Annotated in this window: 17 protein-coding genes; 9 read left to right on the top strand and 8 right to left on the bottom strand. The window is 34.8% G+C overall.

The window, feature by feature from the left end:
• The 5 genes from mtnW (at position 1) to COL05_RS02435 (ending at position 3,584) form a co-directional block, all read left to right on the top strand.
• On the top strand, positions 1-1,245 hold the full coding sequence (mtnW, locus tag COL05_RS02455) for a 2,3-diketo-5-methylthiopentyl-1-phosphate enolase (protein WP_098667440.1): 1,245 nt from the start codon (positions 1-3) through the stop codon (positions 1,243-1,245).
• Entirely contained in the window at positions 1,242-1,901 is a 660-nt protein-coding gene (gene mtnX / locus COL05_RS02450; RefSeq protein WP_098667439.1) for a 2-hydroxy-3-keto-5-methylthiopentenyl-1-phosphate phosphatase, read from the top strand. The genes mtnW and mtnX overlap by 4 nt, the downstream gene beginning before the upstream one ends.
• The gene (locus COL05_RS02445; RefSeq protein ID WP_000811331.1) at positions 1,898-2,536 is read left to right on the top strand and encodes a methylthioribulose 1-phosphate dehydratase; all 639 of its coding nucleotides are present in this window, start codon (positions 1,898-1,900) and stop codon (positions 2,534-2,536) included. Before mtnX ends, COL05_RS02445 begins: the two co-directional genes overlap by 4 nt.
• Positions 2,514-3,026, top strand: a complete 513-nt coding sequence (locus COL05_RS02440) for a 1,2-dihydroxy-3-keto-5-methylthiopentene dioxygenase (protein WP_098667438.1) — start codon at positions 2,514-2,516, stop codon at positions 3,024-3,026. The genes COL05_RS02445 and COL05_RS02440 overlap by 23 nt, the downstream gene beginning before the upstream one ends.
• A gap of 282 nt (positions 3,027-3,308) precedes the next feature.
• On the top strand, positions 3,309-3,584 hold the full coding sequence (locus COL05_RS02435; protein WP_098667437.1) for a hypothetical protein: 276 nt from the start codon (positions 3,309-3,311) through the stop codon (positions 3,582-3,584).
• 50 nt (positions 3,585-3,634) lie between these two features.
• Here COL05_RS02435 and COL05_RS02430 read toward each other — a convergent pair whose 3' ends face one another.
• From COL05_RS02430 to COL05_RS02415, 4 genes are all read right to left on the bottom strand, one after another.
• Complete coding sequence (locus tag COL05_RS02430) at positions 3,635-3,967, bottom strand: DUF3909 family protein (protein ID WP_098667436.1); 333 nt, start codon at positions 3,965-3,967, stop codon at positions 3,635-3,637.
• A 5-nt stretch (positions 3,968-3,972) separates the two neighbouring features.
• The gene (locus tag COL05_RS02425; RefSeq protein ID WP_098667435.1) at positions 3,973-4,851 is read right to left on the bottom strand and encodes an NAD(P)-dependent oxidoreductase; all 879 of its coding nucleotides are present in this window, start codon (positions 4,849-4,851) and stop codon (positions 3,973-3,975) included.
• Between the two features lie 4 nt (positions 4,852-4,855).
• Positions 4,856-5,992, bottom strand: coding sequence for a serine hydrolase (locus COL05_RS02420; protein WP_142337323.1), 1,137 nt, complete (start codon positions 5,990-5,992; stop codon positions 4,856-4,858).
• A gap of 90 nt (positions 5,993-6,082) precedes the next feature.
• Positions 6,083-7,375, bottom strand: a complete 1,293-nt coding sequence (locus COL05_RS02415) for a GGDEF domain-containing protein (protein WP_142337322.1) — start codon at positions 7,373-7,375, stop codon at positions 6,083-6,085.
• A gap of 331 nt (positions 7,376-7,706) precedes the next feature.
• Between COL05_RS02415 and COL05_RS02410 the strand changes: the two genes are divergently transcribed.
• From COL05_RS02410 to COL05_RS02400, 3 genes are all read left to right on the top strand, one after another.
• The gene (locus COL05_RS02410; RefSeq protein ID WP_098667433.1) at positions 7,707-8,324 is read left to right on the top strand and encodes a nitroreductase family protein; all 618 of its coding nucleotides are present in this window, start codon (positions 7,707-7,709) and stop codon (positions 8,322-8,324) included.
• Positions 8,325-8,605: 281 nt separating this feature from the next.
• Positions 8,606-8,824 carry a hypothetical protein gene (locus COL05_RS02405; protein WP_000100487.1) on the top strand — a complete coding sequence of 73 codons (219 nt, stop codon included), beginning with the start codon at positions 8,606-8,608 and terminating at the stop codon, positions 8,822-8,824.
• 196 nt (positions 8,825-9,020) lie between these two features.
• Positions 9,021-9,419 carry a DUF3915 domain-containing protein gene (locus COL05_RS02400; protein WP_098667432.1) on the top strand — a complete coding sequence of 133 codons (399 nt, stop codon included), beginning with the start codon at positions 9,021-9,023 and terminating at the stop codon, positions 9,417-9,419.
• Between the two features lie 97 nt (positions 9,420-9,516).
• Here the strand turns inward: COL05_RS02400 and ptsP are convergent, their stop codons facing one another.
• The 4 genes from ptsP to glcT all read right to left on the bottom strand — a co-directional run bounded on the left by ptsP (position 9,517) and on the right by glcT (position 14,879).
• Positions 9,517-11,229 carry a phosphoenolpyruvate--protein phosphotransferase gene (gene ptsP / locus COL05_RS02395; protein WP_098667431.1) on the bottom strand — a complete coding sequence of 571 codons (1,713 nt, stop codon included), beginning with the start codon at positions 11,227-11,229 and terminating at the stop codon, positions 9,517-9,519.
• A complete protein-coding gene (ptsH, locus tag COL05_RS02390) occupies positions 11,229-11,492 on the bottom strand; it encodes a phosphocarrier protein HPr (RefSeq protein WP_000411080.1) in 264 nt (87 codons plus the stop codon). The genes ptsP and ptsH overlap by 1 nt, the downstream gene beginning before the upstream one ends.
• Before the next feature lie 135 nt (positions 11,493-11,627).
• Positions 11,628-13,691, bottom strand: a complete 2,064-nt coding sequence (gene ptsG / locus COL05_RS02385) for a PTS glucose transporter subunit IIABC (protein ID WP_098667430.1) — start codon at positions 13,689-13,691, stop codon at positions 11,628-11,630.
• Positions 13,692-14,030: 339 nt separating this feature from the next.
• Positions 14,031-14,879, bottom strand: a complete 849-nt coding sequence (gene glcT, locus COL05_RS02380; RefSeq protein ID WP_098667429.1) for a glucose PTS transporter transcription antiterminator GlcT — start codon at positions 14,877-14,879, stop codon at positions 14,031-14,033.
• A 165-nt stretch (positions 14,880-15,044) separates the two neighbouring features.
• Between glcT and COL05_RS02375 the strand changes: the two genes are divergently transcribed.
• Positions 15,045-15,851 (top strand): HAD family hydrolase, encoded by an 807-nt coding sequence (locus COL05_RS02375; protein WP_098667428.1) that lies wholly within the window; start codon positions 15,045-15,047, stop codon positions 15,849-15,851.
• Positions 15,852-15,886: the final 35 nt, after the last annotated feature.

Genomic DNA, 15,886 nt, shown 5'->3' with positions numbered 1-15,886 from the left:
ATGAGCGGAATTATAGCGACATATTTAATCCATGATGATTCACATAACTTAGAAAAAAAGGCTGAGCAAATTGCACTCGGTTTAACGATTGGCTCTTGGACACATTTTCCACATTTATTGCAAAAACAATTAAAACAACATAAAGGCAACGTCATTCATGTTGAGGAATTAGCTGCACAAGAACATACCAATTCGTATTTACGTAAAAAAGTAACACGCGGAATTATTAAAATTGAATATCCTTTATTAAACTTCAGTCCAGATTTACCAGCTATTTTAACAACTACATTCGGAAAGCTATCACTTGATGGCGAAGTAAAATTAATTGACTTAACTTTTTCAGACGAGTTAAAAAAACATTTTCCTGGCCCAAAGTTCGGCATAGATGGTATTCGAAATCTTTTACAAGTGTATGAGCGCCCTCTTTTAATGAGTATTTTTAAAGGGATGATTGGACGAAATATTGGATATTTAAAAACGCAATTACGTGATCAAGCAATTGGTGGTGTAGATATTGTAAAAGATGATGAAATATTATTTGAGAATACATTAACACCACTTACGAAACGCATTGTATCTGGAAAAGAAGTTTTACAATCCGTATATGAAACGTACGGACATAAAACGTTATATGCCGTAAATTTAACCGGACGAACTTTTGATTTAAAAGAAAATGCGAAACGTGCGGTGCAAGCCGGGGCTGATATTCTATTATTTAACGTATTTGCTTACGGACTAGATGTACTACAATCACTTGCAGAAGATGATGAAATCCCAGTTCCTATTATGGCACACCCTGCTGTAAGTGGTGCTTACTCAGCATCCAAGCTATATGGAGTTTCATCTCCTTTATTACTCGGAAAGCTATTACGTTATGCTGGCGCTGACTTTTCATTATTCCCCTCTCCATACGGGAGTGTTGCACTAGAAAAAGAAGAAGCCCTTGCTATCTCAAAATATTTAACTGAAGACGATGCATTTTTCAAGAAAAGCTTCTCTGTTCCGTCTGCTGGTATTCACCCTGGTTTCGTTCCCTTTATTGTACGAGATTTCGGTAAAGATGTTGTTATTAATGCTGGCGGCGGGATACACGGACATCCGAACGGAGCGCAGGGTGGCGGTAAAGCCTTCCGTACTGCGATTAATGCTACTTTGCAACATGTACCTCTTCATGAAGTAGATGATATAAATTTGCATAGTGCACTACAAATATGGGGAAATCCCTCTCATGAGGTGAAATTATGAGTATTCAAGTATTTTGTGATTTCGATGGCACGATTACAAATAATGATAACATTATGTCCATTATGGAAAAATTCGCACCACCAGAAGCTGAAGAAGTAAAGAATAGAATTTTATCACAAGAGCTATCTATTCAAGAAGGTGTTTCTCAATTATTTCAATTCATACCTACTAATCTACACGATGATATCATTCAATTTTTAAAAGAGACTGCTGAAATCCGTAGTGGTTTTCATGAATTTATACAATTTGTAAATGAAAATAACATTTCTTTTTATGTTATATCAGGTGGAATGGATTTCTTCGTCTATCCACTCTTGCAAGGACTTATTCCAAAAGAGCAAATTTACTGTAATGAAACAGATTTTTCAAATGAATACATTACTGTTAATTGGCCTCATCCTTGTGATCATCATTGTCAAAATCATTGCGGATTATGTAAATCATCTTTAATCCGTAAATTAGGTGATGCGAATGACTTCCATATTGTAATTGGAGATTCCATTACTGATTTACAAGCTGCGAAACAAGCAGATAAAGTATTTGCCCGTGACTTCCTTATTACAAAGTGTGAAGAGAATCATATCGCCTATACACCTTTTGAAACATTTTACGATGTTCAAGCTGCATTAAAGCATTTGTTGGAGGTGAAGTTATGAAACAACTTTTTCGTCAATGGTATGACTTAAGCGAGATAAAAAAAGAATTAACAACACGAAATTGGTTTCCTGCAACGAGTGGTAATATTTCTATAAAGGTTAGTCATGAACCGCTCACTTTTCTCATTACAGCAAGTGGTAAAGATAAAACAAAGACGACTCCAGATGATTTTCTATTAGTAGATCATCTAGGAGTTCCCGTATTAGAGACTGAATTACGTCCTTCAGCAGAAACAATATTGCATACACATATTTATAACAATACGAATGCCGGATGCGTACTTCATGTTCATACAACTGATAACAATGTCATCACAAATTTATATAGTGATGCAGTCACCCTTCAAAATCAAGAAATTATTAAAGCTCTTGATATTTGGGAAGAAGGCGCAACAATTAACATTCCTATTATCGAAAACCATGCCCATATCCCAACGCTTGGAGAAAACTTCCGAAAGCATATACAAGGCGATTCGGGAGCAGTATTAATCCGTAACCATGGTATTACCGTATGGGGACGAGATAGCTTTGATGCAAAGAAAAGATTAGAAGCTTATGAGTTTTTATTCCAATTTCATATAAAACTATTATCAATCCAAGGAGGCGTTTCTAATGGCGCAAATTCGTATTCATGAAGTAAATACTCGTATTGAAAATGAAGTGGAAGTATGTAAATTTCTAAAAGAAGAAGGCGTTTTATATGAGAAATGGAACATATCTAAGCTTCCTACTCATTTAAATGAAAATTATTCTTTAACAAATGAAAACAAAGCTGAAATATTAGCTGTGTTCTCAAAAGAAATCGCTGATGTTTCAGCGCGCCGAGGTTATAAAGCACATGACGTAATTTCACTTTCAAATAGCACACCTAACCTTGACGAATTATTAATTAATTTCCAAAAAGAACACCATCATACTGATGATGAAGTTCGCTTTATTGTTAGTGGTCATGGCATCTTTGCCATTGAAGGAAAAGATGGAAAGTTCTTTGACGTTGAACTTGAGCCAGGCGATCTCATATCTGTTCCTGAAAATGCAAGACATTATTTTACCTTGCAAGAAGATCGTCAAGTTGTAGCTATTCGTATTTTTGTTACAACTGAAGGCTGGGTTCCAATCTATTAAGGTAGTCAGTTGAATAAAAGGTCTTGGACCCCCTTTTCCAACCTTTTATTCACTCTACATATATACATCCTCCTATGGAACAGGCTTATTTCAAAAAATGAAATAAGCCTGATTTTTTATCATCTCAAATATATGAATCCTTCTATTTTTCAAGTGAATTTTTAACACTTTTTGAACATTTATTGAACTTTTTTTGAATTTTTTCTGAAAATTCTGTTTTGTATATGATATACTACAATTAACTAAGAAGGAAAAGAATATGGCAAACAGAGGGGGAGAATCATGAGTTTACTTATCGCACTTATACTAGGGGTTACATGTGGAGCACTTCCTGTTATTTTAGGAGCTATTATGGAAGAGTTAGAGGTTGGTGTTTTAGGTTTTGTCGCATCTTGTGTAAGCGCTTTATTTTTCGGTTTATTCGGTGCTATTCCTGTTGCAATTCTCTGTGCATTTTATATAATACGCCATGCTCGTACAAAACAATTTGGTCCTAATCACACCGCGCAAGTGATTCCATTCCCAATTGAACGATGCCGCCGGGCTTCTAGCTTATAATTATCAATTTTAATATACCTAAATAAATAAAAGTCCTCACATGAGGACTTTTATTTATTCTCTTCTAGAAATTGAAATAATTCTTGTAAATGCAAGGCATCTTCACTATAGCTAACAGATACGTGGCTTATACCGTCGATCTCTGCTTGCATATAAAGGTCCACTCCATCTCGATCATATTTCAATGCCAAATAAAATTCCATTTCTTCCAGCATCTTTTTTGAAGTTCGAATAACGTAATGCCCTTTTTCATCTTTTCCATATTCGAATTCCGGTTCAAAATCATATTTTTGTTTAAACGCTTCTTTTTGTTTTTCGTTAATTTGTATACAAGTTGCTCGTTGCACAGCATCAATCATCTCATCAAATTTTTGAAGATCCATTTCATTTACCCCCTTATGTATTTTTTGTATAACACTTGTGTTCCGCTATTTTCTTCCCCATCTTTTATTAGCTCTTCATACAATTCCTTCGCCAAACTTAAACCTGGTACTGGTAATTGCAATTTTTCAGCCTCATCTAAAGCAATCTTCATATCTTTCATAAAATGCTTTACATAAAAACCTGGTTCAAAATCTCCCTTTAACATTCGAGGAGCTAAATTACTTAATGACCAGCTACCTGCTGCTCCCGTTGAAATACTCTCTAATACTTTATCAGGATCTAATCCAGCCTTTTTCGCATAAGCAACAGCTTCACATACTCCAATCATATTAGAAGCAATCGCAATTTGATTGCACATTTTTGTATGTTGTCCACTTCCAGCTGGCCCTTGTAACTGAATATTTGTTCCTAGTTTTTCAAATAACGGTAAACATTTTTCATATATTTCTTTCTCTCCACCGACCATAATTGCGAGTCTTGCTTCTTTCGCACCAACGTCTCCTCCAGATACAGGTGCATCTAACGTATATATATTCTTACTTTTACCAGTTTCATTAATACGTTTTGCCAATGTTGGTGTAGATGTCGTGAAATCAATTGCTATCGTGCCTTCATTTGCATTCTCCAAAATTCCCTCTATCCCAAAGTACACTTCTTCTACATCATGTGGATACCCAACCATAGTCATTACAACATCAACTTGCTTTACTAACTCTTTCGGTGTATCACACCAATTTGCACCATCTTGCACTAAAGAGTCTGTTTTCGATTTTGTTCTATTATATACATATACTGTATGACCGTCTTGCATTAAATGACGCACCATACTTTTTCCCATTACACCAATACCGATGAAACCAATTGATACATTTTTATGTTCCATTTTCTCATCCCCTTTGTTCTAATAAATCACTTACCATCTTTCGGAACTCTTTATTAAAGTCATCATCCATACTATTTTTCACATTTGAAAATAAAATAACAAAAGTGCCTTTTTCTTTATTAAAATTATTAAAAGTGTTCCAACCAGATAGTACACCATGATTATGAAAATAATCCGGATTTATGTAAAAACTAAATGCATATTTTCGTTCTGCTGAAGGTGAAAACATTGCTTGTATACTTTGTTCAGAAAGAAGTTTTCCATTTATAATTGCTTCGTCTAATTTCTTCATATCTCCAACTGTCGTATACATCTCACCACAACCATATAGCCAATCCATGCCTAACTTCTGCGCTGGTACAAGCTCTTGATTTTTTTTTACATAACCCTTTGTAAAATTTTTATCTCCAGGTACCATATTTCCCATACCAGATTCATGCATATCTGCTTTTACAAATATGTTTTCTTTTATGTAATCTCCTAAAGGGTTTTTCGATATATGTTCTATTATATAAGCAAGCACCATATAATTATAATCTGTATATCTCCAACCTGTTCCTGCAGGAAATTCTAAATTTTGACGTCCAATCCAATTCATTAATTGTAAACGGGAAGCAGCATTAACATTGCCTTTTGCGTGTTCAGGTAAACCAGAGGTATGCGTTAATAAATGATATAGCGTAATATTTTTATTCTCCGGAAATGAAGGAATATATTTATTTACATTATCTTGAATATTCAATTTCCCTTGTTCTTGTAGCTGTAAAATAGATGTGGCAACAACTGTTTTCGTAATAGAACCGATACGATATTTTGTGTGAGGCGTATTTTCTATTTTATTTTGAACATCAGCATATCCATATCCTTTATTCAATATAACATGCTCTTTATCTGTTACCAAAACTGTTCCATTGAATTGCTTTCCGACTAAATATTGATCTAATTTTTGAGATATGCTAGCATAATCAATTTGTTGCTCTTCTTTTTCTTCTATATTCCCTTGTACTTCCGATTCAATAGTAGGATTCACTTTAGTTGTTAATACAGTGTTTTCCTTTATATTGGGGTTAACAAGAAAATAGTATACTCCGCCGCCAACTATAGCAGACAGTGAAGCCATGACCATTACTTTTTTTATCATATTAATCCTCCATAATTCCTTCGCTAAAAATTGTCCCCCTATTCTATTATCAAACAATAAAAAAAAATCGCAACAATTTGTTGCGAAAAATTACATTTTTTCTTTTCTATACACACATACTTGATTCTTTCCATTTTTTTTCGCTTCATATAATGCAATATCCGCTCGTTGCATTAATTCTTCTCTTGTAATCCCTTTTTCATATAATGCAACTCCAAAACTCGCTGTTAATTTCGAAATTCCTGAGAATTGCTTTGTTTCAATGAAAAAGCGTAATGATTCCGCAACCTGAAATGCTTCTTTTTCTACTGTATTCGTTACTAAAATAATAAATTCTTCTCCGCCCCACCTAGCAAATACATGTTGCTCCTCCACTTTAGATTTCATAAGCTCTGCAAGCTGAATTAACGCTAAGTCACCAAAATCATGGCCATACGTGTCATTTACTGCTTTAAAATTATCTATATCAAATAAAATAAGTGCTATGTTTTCATTATTACGCATCGCATTGTCCCATTCTGACTCTAGTATTTGTTGGAACTTCAAACGATTATAAATCTCTGTTAATGAATCTATCATAGCGAGCCTTTCTTGTTCTTGATAGATTTCATCTAATTCTGTAATCTCTGTACACTTCACAATAAATCTTGATAAATCTTCTGGCAATGGTGTCGCACGCAATAAAAAAGTTGACACTTCTCCTTCATAGTTGGACATCTTAATTCTTCTATCATATGATAGTGTATCATCTAACCATGTTATATCATGGGTTGTTGAATAGTATCCATTTTCTCTAATAAAATGTTCAGCAAATACTAAATGTTGCTCACGATAGGCAAACAAATTTTCATATCCGAAAAACTCTAAGAAATTTGTATTACAATCAACAATCTCATCGTCTTCTACTATGAATAATAGATCATTGCGAAAATCAAACATCGTTTGAAGAAGTTCTTGTTGCAAACTTACTTGTCGCACTAAAGAAAGCTGATATAAACTTTTATTTACTTCCTCTAACACCATTTGTGGAGTCACAGGTGCTATCACAATATTACGTATTCCTAACGTAAGCACCTCTGCAAACTCGCTTGTTATTTGTTGATCCCAAATGACAATAAATGTACTCTGTCGATTATACATATTCTTTATATATTTTATTTGAGAAAAATCTGTTACATACATAATTACAATATGTGGTTGAGTCCTCTGAAACAATACTTCCCCTTCTTCAAAACTATTTGCTATAAACATACATTTTGGATGGATATTTTCTATCGTTTGTTGATGTGTACATCCATTTTCTATATAAAGGACATTTAACTGAAGATCTTGTAATACATTTTGGAAAACCGTATTCTCTAATAAAAAATGTAGTATGTTCATCACTAGTCTTCACTCACTTCATATATCTTGTTCTACTGCATTCCTCACAAACATTTTATAAAAGGCTGTTCTCTAAAAACTTTAATGAGTGAGGAATACATGTTAACAAGCTAATTGAGAATGTTATCTTCGCTTTTTCACTCTATAAATTCCTTTTTTAGTGTATGATTATAGGAATTGTATCGTTTGTATGAATGCCCTAGCTTCCGCTTTAAAACTTGACAATTAAAATAAAGATATTATATTCTTAAATTCGATAACTTACAAAATGTAAGTAGAATATTTTACATATATTTTTTCATTATTTAATATGTAATTTGGAGGATATATAATGACAAACGATAACTTTTTTAACGTCCTATATGAACGCACATCTACACGTGCATTCAACCCAGAGAAAGAAATTTCATCTACAGAGTTACACGAGATTTTAAAGGGAGCTGCTCAAGCACCTTCTGCTTGGAACTTGCAGCACTGGAAATTCCTTGTATTTCAAGGTGAAGATGTGCAGAAACGATTACATCCAATTGCTTATAACCAACAACAAATTCTTGATGCTTCTGCTGTAGTCGCTATTTTAGGTGATTTAGAAGCTTATAAAAATGTTGAACCAGTTTATGGTCCAATTGTAGAACAAGGATTTATGAAAGAAGAAGCAAAAGAGCGCTTAGCTAAAAATATTGAGTCTGCATATGCTCGTGAGCAATTCCCAAGAGATGCAGCCTTTTCAAATGCATCTTTAGCAGCAATGCAACTTATGCTTACTGCTAAAGCAACTGGCTGGGATACTTGCGCTATTGGTGGCTTCAATCCACAAGCACTTACAGAAGAATTCAACGTTTCATCTCGCTACGTACCAATTATGCTTATTACAATTGGTGAATCAACTTTGAAAGGCCATCCTGCACCACGAATGAGCGTAGAGCAAGTGAGTGAATGGGCAAAATAATAAAGTGAAATTTGAATCAATGTGAGGGCCTTACTGCCCTTTCATACGAATAAAAAAGAAACGAAGGNNCCTTCGTTTCTTTTTTATTCTGTCACACACTCGTAATATTACAATGTATGATTCGACATTTATACATAAAAAAACAGTAAATTTTATGCTATTTCCATATACATAAATGGCGTTTCATGTCGAATTTTGTTAAAGTATCGAAATATAACCGTGTGTTTTTGTTACAATTATGATACAATGATAACAAATAGATAACAAGAGAGGGATTTTCATTGAGTTCATACGGAAGCTTTATTGCACTTTTATGTTACATAGTAACTGTACTGCTTCTATATTTTATTGGGGATGCTGCAAACATTTCAGTATTACAATTTCCTAAAGAAGAAGCGTTCCAATTAGAATCAGAAAAACATACTGCACGATCCATCGTACCACTACTCCTAGCTCTTCCGGTATATATTATCGTTTTATATAAAAGCAAAAAAGTGTAAAGGCTACCTATTTCATTCATTTCGGTGGTCCTTACACTTTTTTGTGATATCTATCCTATTTTAAATATCATCCCGTAATAAACACCCAGCTAGTCTTTTAAAATGAGAAAATCACCTAGAAAAAATTCCACTCTCTGTCCAGTCACTCACTACCGAACTTACATAGATTATAAGTGTGAAGGGGGTGATGAGGATTATGTTTGGATCATTTGGATGCTGTGATAACTTTAGAGACTGTCATCATCGTGAAAGAGAGTGTGACCATCGCGACCATCGCGACCATCGCGACCATCGCGACCATCGCGAGAAAGAGAGAGAGGTTAGACCACAACAACCAGCTGTATGTAACGTACTTGCTAACATTTCAGTTGGAACAGAACTTTCTCTTTTAAGTATTAGAGGTAACGGCACATTCAACAATGTAATTTTTGAAGGTTTCGCTAACGGTGTTGCTCTTTTCTCTGCTTTAGCTCGTAATAACAATGACAAAGACAATAAAGATAACAACAAAGATGATAAGCACAATCAAAACCGAAATACTTTTACTGGTATTTTACGTGTATGCCCAACTGATATCGTTGCTATCGCTATCTAATTCTGTTCTTTATCTTCAAGAATAAGAAAATAAGTTTTACTTTTCTCATAGAAAAAACCTGAGACCGATTTCAAATCGACTCAGGTTTTTTTATTACTTATATGCTTTTAACTAGTTCAACAACTTCTTCAGCAGTTGACATCATTAATGCTTTTTCTGCTAATGTTTCCATTTCTGCTTTTGACAACTTGCTTAGTTGTGTTCTTGCAGGAAGAATAGATGTTGCACTCATACTGAACTCATCTAAACCTAATCCTAATAATAATGGAATAGCAAGTGAATCGCCCGCCATCTCACCACACATACCAGCCCATTTGCCTTCTTTATGAGCAGCATCGATAACCATTTTTACAAGACGTAAAATTGATGGGTTATATGGTTGGTATAAGTAAGATACTTGTTCGTTCATACGGTCTGCAGCCATTGTGTATTGAATTAAGTCGTTTGTTCCGATAGAGAAGAAATCAACTTCTTTTGCGAATTGATCTGCTAATACTGCTGAAGCTGGGATTTCAACCATCATACCAACTTCAATAGAATCAGAAACAGTTGTACCCGCTTCTTCAAGCTTCGCTTTCTCTTCTAATAAGATTGCTTTTGCTTGACGGAACTCATCAAGAGTTGCAATCATTGGGAACATAATTTTTAAGTTACCGTATACGCTAGCACGAAGTAATGCACGAAGTTGTGTACGGAACACATCTTGCTCATCAAGACATAAGCGAATTGCACGGTATCCTAAGAATGGGTTCATTTCTTTTGGTAAATGTAAGTATGGAAGCTCTTTATCTCCACCGATGTCAAGTGTACGAACAACAACAGGTTGACCTTCTTTTACACCTTCAAGAACTGCTTTATACGCTTCGAACTGCTCTTCTTCTGTTGGAAGATTGTCACGGCCCATGTATAAGAATTCTGTACGGTATAAACCAACGCCTTCTCCGCCATTATCGATAATACCTTGTACATCATTTGGTGTTCCGATATTTGCAACAAGCTCAACGTGATGTCCATCACTTGTTACAGTAGCTTGGTCTTTTAATTTTGCCCATTCAGCTTTTTGCTCTTCAAATTTCGCTTTCTTTTCTTCAAACGAGCGAAGAGTTTCTTCTGATGGATTTACAATTACTTCTCCATCTAAACCATCGATGATTACGATATCGCCGTTTTGGATTTTCTCCATAACAACTTTCGTACCAACAACAGCTGGAATTTCCATAGAACGAGCCATAATTGCAGAGTGAGATGTACGTCCACCGATATCAGTTGTAAAACCTTTTGCATACTTACGGTTTAACTGAGCTGTATCAGATGGTGTTAAATCTTCAGCAATGATGATTACTTCTTCAGAAATTGTACCTGGATTTGAGAAGTTAATGCCTAGTAAATGTGCAAGAACGCGTTTTGTTACGTCACGAATGTCCGCAGCGCGTTCTTTCATATATTCGTTATCCATGTTTTCAAACATAGAAATAAACATTGATGCAACTTCATCCATTGCAAATTCAGCATTTACTTTTTCGCTATTTACTTTATCTTTTACTGGGTTTACTAGTTCTGGATCATTTAACACTAATAAATGTGCTTCAAAGATCGCAGCTTTGTCAGCACCTAGCTCAGCAAAAGCGTGGTCCTTAATAGCTTCTAATTCAGTTTTTGCTTTCTCAAGCGCAGCGTCTAAGCGTGCAATTTCTGCAGCTTCGTTTGTAATTGATTTCTTTTCGATGTTAAATTCAGGATTCTCAAGTCTGAAAGCCTTTGCAATAGCAATCCCACTTGATGCAGCGATCCCTTGAATGTTAAGAGTCATTATTCTCCTAATCCTTCGTTTTTCATAGTTTCTTCGATAGCTGCTAGTGCTTGAGCTGCATCATCACCATTTGCAGTGATTTTAATTTCTGCGTTTTGTTGAATGCCTAAAGACATAACGCCCATGATTGACTTTAAGTTAACGTTTTTTCCGTTATACTCTAAGTTAATGTCAGAACCAAATTTGCTTGCAGTGTTTACAAGTAGAGTTGCTGGACGAGCATGAATTCCTGAGTCGCTAGTTACTTTAAAGATTTTTTCCATGATAATTTATCTCCTTTAAATTACAGTATTTTTTAGTTGTATAGACGTGAGTACTACATCATCTATTGTATATAATAGGCGATGTTCGGTCAACCACATCGCCTATTATAATTATAAACATTTTGCGTCAAATTCCTACTGAATGTCAATAATAGCGTTTTCGCCCTTCTTAACATTTCCATCTTTTTTCAATTCGACTTGTTGCCCTTGTTGTAAATTCGTAAAGACAATTGGTGTAATGATAGATGGTGCATTTTCTTTTACAAATGCAAGATCTACTTTTAATAATGGTTGTCCTTGTTTCACTTTGTCGCCTTGTGCTACAAGTGCTTCAAAACCTTCACCATTTAATTTTACTGTATCAATACCAAAGTGGATTAAAATTTCTTTTCCACCTTCAGATTGAATACCAATCGCATGCTTTGTAGGGAATACGTTAACGATCTCACCATTAACTGGAGAAACTACTGTCCCTTCTGTTGGCTCGATTGCAAATCCGTCTCCCATCATTTTCCCTGAGAATACTTGATCAGGTACTTCTGTAATCGGTAAGATTTTCCCTTCAATTGGTGAAACGATTGTTTCATTTTCATCAACTTTTTGAGGTGCTTCTTCTACTTTTACAGGTTCTTCTTTTTCAATATGAGGTGTACGACCTGACATAATATCATGAATTTGTGATTTTAATGTGTCAGATTTCGGTCCAAAAATAGCTTGAATGTTATTTCCAACTTCAAGTACACCAGCTGCTCCAAGCTCTTTTAAGCGGTCTTTGTTTACATTCTTTTGTTCGTTAACTTGAACACGTAAACGAGTAATACAAGCGTCTAAAGAAGCAATGTTTTCTTTACCACCAAGTGCTACTAATACTTCACGAGGAAGTTCACCAGCTTCTGTTTTTCCTGCGCCGTCATTCGCATTTGCTACTTCACGACCAGGTGTTTTTAAATCCCATTTACGAATTGCAAAGCGGAATCCGAAGTAGTAAATAACTGCTAGTACAAGACCAACAACAATTACCCACCACCATGCTGTACGGCCTGGTAGTACACCGAATAATAGGAAGTCAATTAAACCACCAGAGAATGTCATACCAATTTTAACACCTAAAATTTGCATTGTCATAAATGATAGACCAGCGAATACTGCGTGAATTCCGAATAATACTGGTGCTACGAATAAGAATGAAAATTCAAGTGGTTCTGTAATACCTGTTAAGAATGATGTTAATGCAGCAGAACCTAAAATACCAGCTGCTAATTTTTTATTTTCTGGACGTGCTTCATGGTACATTGCTAATGCTGCTGCTGGAAGACCGAACATCATGAACGGATACTTACCAGTTGTAAATGTACCTGCTGTTAATTCTACACCGTCTTTTAACTGTGCCATAAAGATTTTTTGATCACCACGGATTAATTCGCCAGCTGCATTTGTATACTGACCGAATTCGAACCAGAATGGTGAATAGAAAATGTGATGTAATCCAAATGGAATTAATGAACGTTCAATTAAACCGAATATAAATGCTGCTAACGTTCTATTCGCATCAATCATTTGATGTGAGAACGTATTTAAGCCACCTTGAATGTATGGCCAAATGAAGCACATGATAATACCTACTACTAAAGAGAATGTTGCAGTTGCGATCGGTACGAAACGCTTACCTGCGAAGAAACCTAAGTATGATGGTAATTCAATATTGAAGTATTTATTATAGCAATATGCCGCCACTATACCGACGATAATACCACCAAATACTCCCGTTTGTAGTGTTGGAATTCCTAATACGTTTGCATATGCTGGATCAGTAAATCCAATTTTCACTGGATCTGCTCCAGAACTTGTTACTTTCACTAGCTTGTCTACTTCTAAGAACACACTCATCGTTTTGTTCATAATTAAGTAGCCGACGAATGCTGCTAAACCAGCTACTCCATCTCCACCAGCTAAACCAATTGCTACCCCAACTGCGAATAATAATGCAAGGTTAGCGAAAATAATATCACCAGATTGTTCCATAATTTTTGCTACCATTACGAACCAATCGGCTTTTAAAGCAGGAATAACATTTGTTAACTGTGGATTCTGAAATGCATTACCAAATCCAAGTAAAATACCTGCTGCCGGTAAAATCGCTACTGGAAGCATAAGCGCTTTTCCGACTTTTTGAAGAACACCAAAGATCTTCTTAAACATGGAAACCCTTCCTCTCTTATCTATATTGATACCTTCCGACAAACGCCAAAAAGGCATGAGGAAAAAAAGATAGAACGATAGCTATACAAAGGGTAGTATATCCCTTTCTCTAGCTTACATTCCTTACTTTTCTCCACTCATGCCTGATCGAATCAGTAACACGTGTCAAAAATAGGTTTACGTATAAATTCACTATAATTAAGGCAAACGTTTTCTTTATTTACCTTAATGTGTTTGTCGAAATTTGTATAACTTTGCAATAGTTATTATACATAACTATTGTAAGCGATTCAATGATTTTTTTTAACGTTTTCATTTTAGACAAAACTATATGTCTTTTTACACATGCTCTGCCTTTACTAAGCGCTGCAGATGCATCGTTAAATATATGCTCTCTGCTTCATAAACAGGAAGTTGTAATTCTTTTTGCATGACCTTAACTAGCTTCCAAGCTAAATTATAACAGACAGGATATTCTGCCTTCAATAGATCAGCAAAACTTTGTGATTCCTCTACTTTCTCCCCTTTTTTCACCCGTTCAATCGCATATTGTAAATGACGGATAAGGCGTAAATAGTGGATACTTTCTTGGTCTAATGTAATTTGTAAGTTTGTCTCAATTAAAGATACAAGCTGTGCAATGAGACGAGAGTTTTGATTAACTGAAGATAAATCTGAATTTGTAAGTGAACTATAAATATGAAGTGCAATAAAACCAATTTCTCCTTCTGGCAATGTAATTTGCAAACGAGAATTTAAAAGGTCTACAACACCTTCAGCAATTTCATATTCTTCTGGATAGAGCATTTTCGTTTCAACTAAAAAAGGATTATCAATGGTAAGTCCTTGTTTTAATCGCTTAATCGCAAAAGAAATATGATCTGTTAAAGCGATATGAATATGTTCATTTAATGGTGATTTCGCTTTTTCTTGAATATAAAACATAATATCATTCATTAATTCAATTAATTTTTCACTCACATGCGGCACTAACAGTTTGTATTGTTCACGGTCACGTTCATTTTTTAAAACAAACATTTTTTCAATTTGTTCTTGCTCCAACACGTCTTTTGCTTTTTTTCCAAAGCCAATCCCTTTACCAATCACTACTACTTCCTCGTGTTCAGGATGGCTAGCAATGATGACATTATTATTTAAAACTTTTTTAATTTCTAGATAATTACTCATATAACACCACCCTCGTCCTTAAATAGCCTGCTTTTATGTTACAGAATATTCTTCTTTGTCGTCAATGTAAAACATCTACCATTTCATAAAAATTCATTTTTTAGACATGTTTATATATGATGCGTATAATGTAAGAGCAACTGTACATAGAAAGGGGTTAACAACATGATTAAAATGTTTGTAAGTGATATCGATGGTACAATGATGCAACACGGAGGGTTAATTGACGAACAGGATATTGTAGCACTTCGTAGTCTCGCTGAGCAAAATGTTATTCTTTGTTTCGCTTCTGGCCGACTTGATAATGAAATTGCAGACTTAATGAAAGCTGTAAATACAAATTTCCATCGTATTAGCGTAAATGGTGTTTTCGTATATACGCACGAAAACAAGCAACTATTATCCGCAACATTCGATTCGAGTATTCTACCTGATTTATTAGCAATGACAAATGAAGATCCTTATTTTCGTTATGTAAGTGATGAGCATAATTATTACATTGAAGAAAAAACACCGTTTATTCATGAACTTGAACAACAAGTAACGATGACTTCCGTTGAAGAACCGCATCTATTAGAAAAAATTGATGATACTATTTTCCCAAATAAAATCTCTGTCGGCGGAACAAAGGAAAGTTTACAACTTCTTCAGAAAAAAATTGATGAAAAATTCCACGGAAAAGTGAGTACCTTCATTTCAGCCGAACAATGTTTAGATGTAATGCCACCTAATATTAGTAAAGGTTCTGCTATTTCTGTTTTATTAAAAGAGTTTCAATTACAACCAGAAGAAATTGCTTGCATAGGGGATTCTTATAATGACATTCCAATGTTTTCTTTAACTCCTCACAGTTTTGCTATGTCTCAAGCTGATGACGCAGTAAAAGAACACGCTCACTATGTAGTAAATACAGTTAAAGATGCTGTTAACCACGTAATTGCTCATAATAAAAATACGACTCACTCCTTGTAAGGATGAGTCGTATTTTTTCTTTACATGTTAAACAA

Origin of the sequence: Bacillus sp. AFS059628, from assembly GCF_002571225.1 — a bacterium.
In the GTDB taxonomy this organism is placed as follows: Bacteria; Bacillota; Bacilli; order Bacillales; family Bacillaceae_G; genus Bacillus_A.
Note: the sequence above shows the minus strand (reverse complement) of the source record. Positions and strands in the feature narration are given on the sequence as shown.

Bases quoted from the DNA above. Each gene is read 5' to 3' on its own strand.
- glcT (WP_098667429.1), bottom strand. From the start codon at position 14,879: ATGAGTAATTATCTAGAAATTAAAAAAGTTTTAAATAATAATGTCATC.
- COL05_RS02435 (WP_098667437.1), top strand. From the start codon at position 3,309: ATGAGTTTACTTATCGCACTTATACTAGGGGTTACATGTGGAGCACTT.
- COL05_RS02410 (WP_098667433.1), top strand. From the start codon at position 7,707: ATGACAAACGATAACTTTTTTAACGTCCTATATGAACGCACATCTACA.
- COL05_RS02445 (WP_000811331.1), top strand. From the start codon at position 1,898: ATGAAACAACTTTTTCGTCAATGGTATGACTTAAGCGAGATAAAAAAA.
- COL05_RS02440 (WP_098667438.1), top strand. From the start codon at position 2,514: ATGGCGCAAATTCGTATTCATGAAGTAAATACTCGTATTGAAAATGAA.
- mtnX (WP_098667439.1), top strand. From the start codon at position 1,242: ATGAGTATTCAAGTATTTTGTGATTTCGATGGCACGATTACAAATAAT.
- COL05_RS02425 (WP_098667435.1), bottom strand. From the start codon at position 4,851: ATGGAACATAAAAATGTATCAATTGGTTTCATCGGTATTGGTGTAATG.
- ptsP (WP_098667431.1), bottom strand. From the start codon at position 11,229: ATGACTCTTAACATTCAAGGGATCGCTGCATCAAGTGGGATTGCTATT.
- COL05_RS02430 (WP_098667436.1), bottom strand. From the start codon at position 3,967: ATGGATCTTCAAAAATTTGATGAGATGATTGATGCTGTGCAACGAGCA.
- COL05_RS02415 (WP_142337322.1), bottom strand. From the start codon at position 7,375: ATGAACATACTACATTTTTTATTAGAGAATACGGTTTTCCAAAATGTA.
- COL05_RS02400 (WP_098667432.1), top strand. From the start codon at position 9,021: ATGTTTGGATCATTTGGATGCTGTGATAACTTTAGAGACTGTCATCAT.
- COL05_RS02375 (WP_098667428.1), top strand. From the start codon at position 15,045: ATGATTAAAATGTTTGTAAGTGATATCGATGGTACAATGATGCAACAC.
- mtnW (WP_098667440.1), top strand. From the start codon at position 1: ATGAGCGGAATTATAGCGACATATTTAATCCATGATGATTCACATAAC.
- COL05_RS02420 (WP_142337323.1), bottom strand. From the start codon at position 5,992: ATGATAAAAAAAGTAATGGTCATGGCTTCACTGTCTGCTATAGTTGGC.
- ptsH (WP_000411080.1), bottom strand. From the start codon at position 11,492: ATGGAAAAAATCTTTAAAGTAACTAGCGACTCAGGAATTCATGCTCGT.
- ptsG (WP_098667430.1), bottom strand. From the start codon at position 13,691: ATGTTTAAGAAGATCTTTGGTGTTCTTCAAAAAGTCGGAAAAGCGCTT.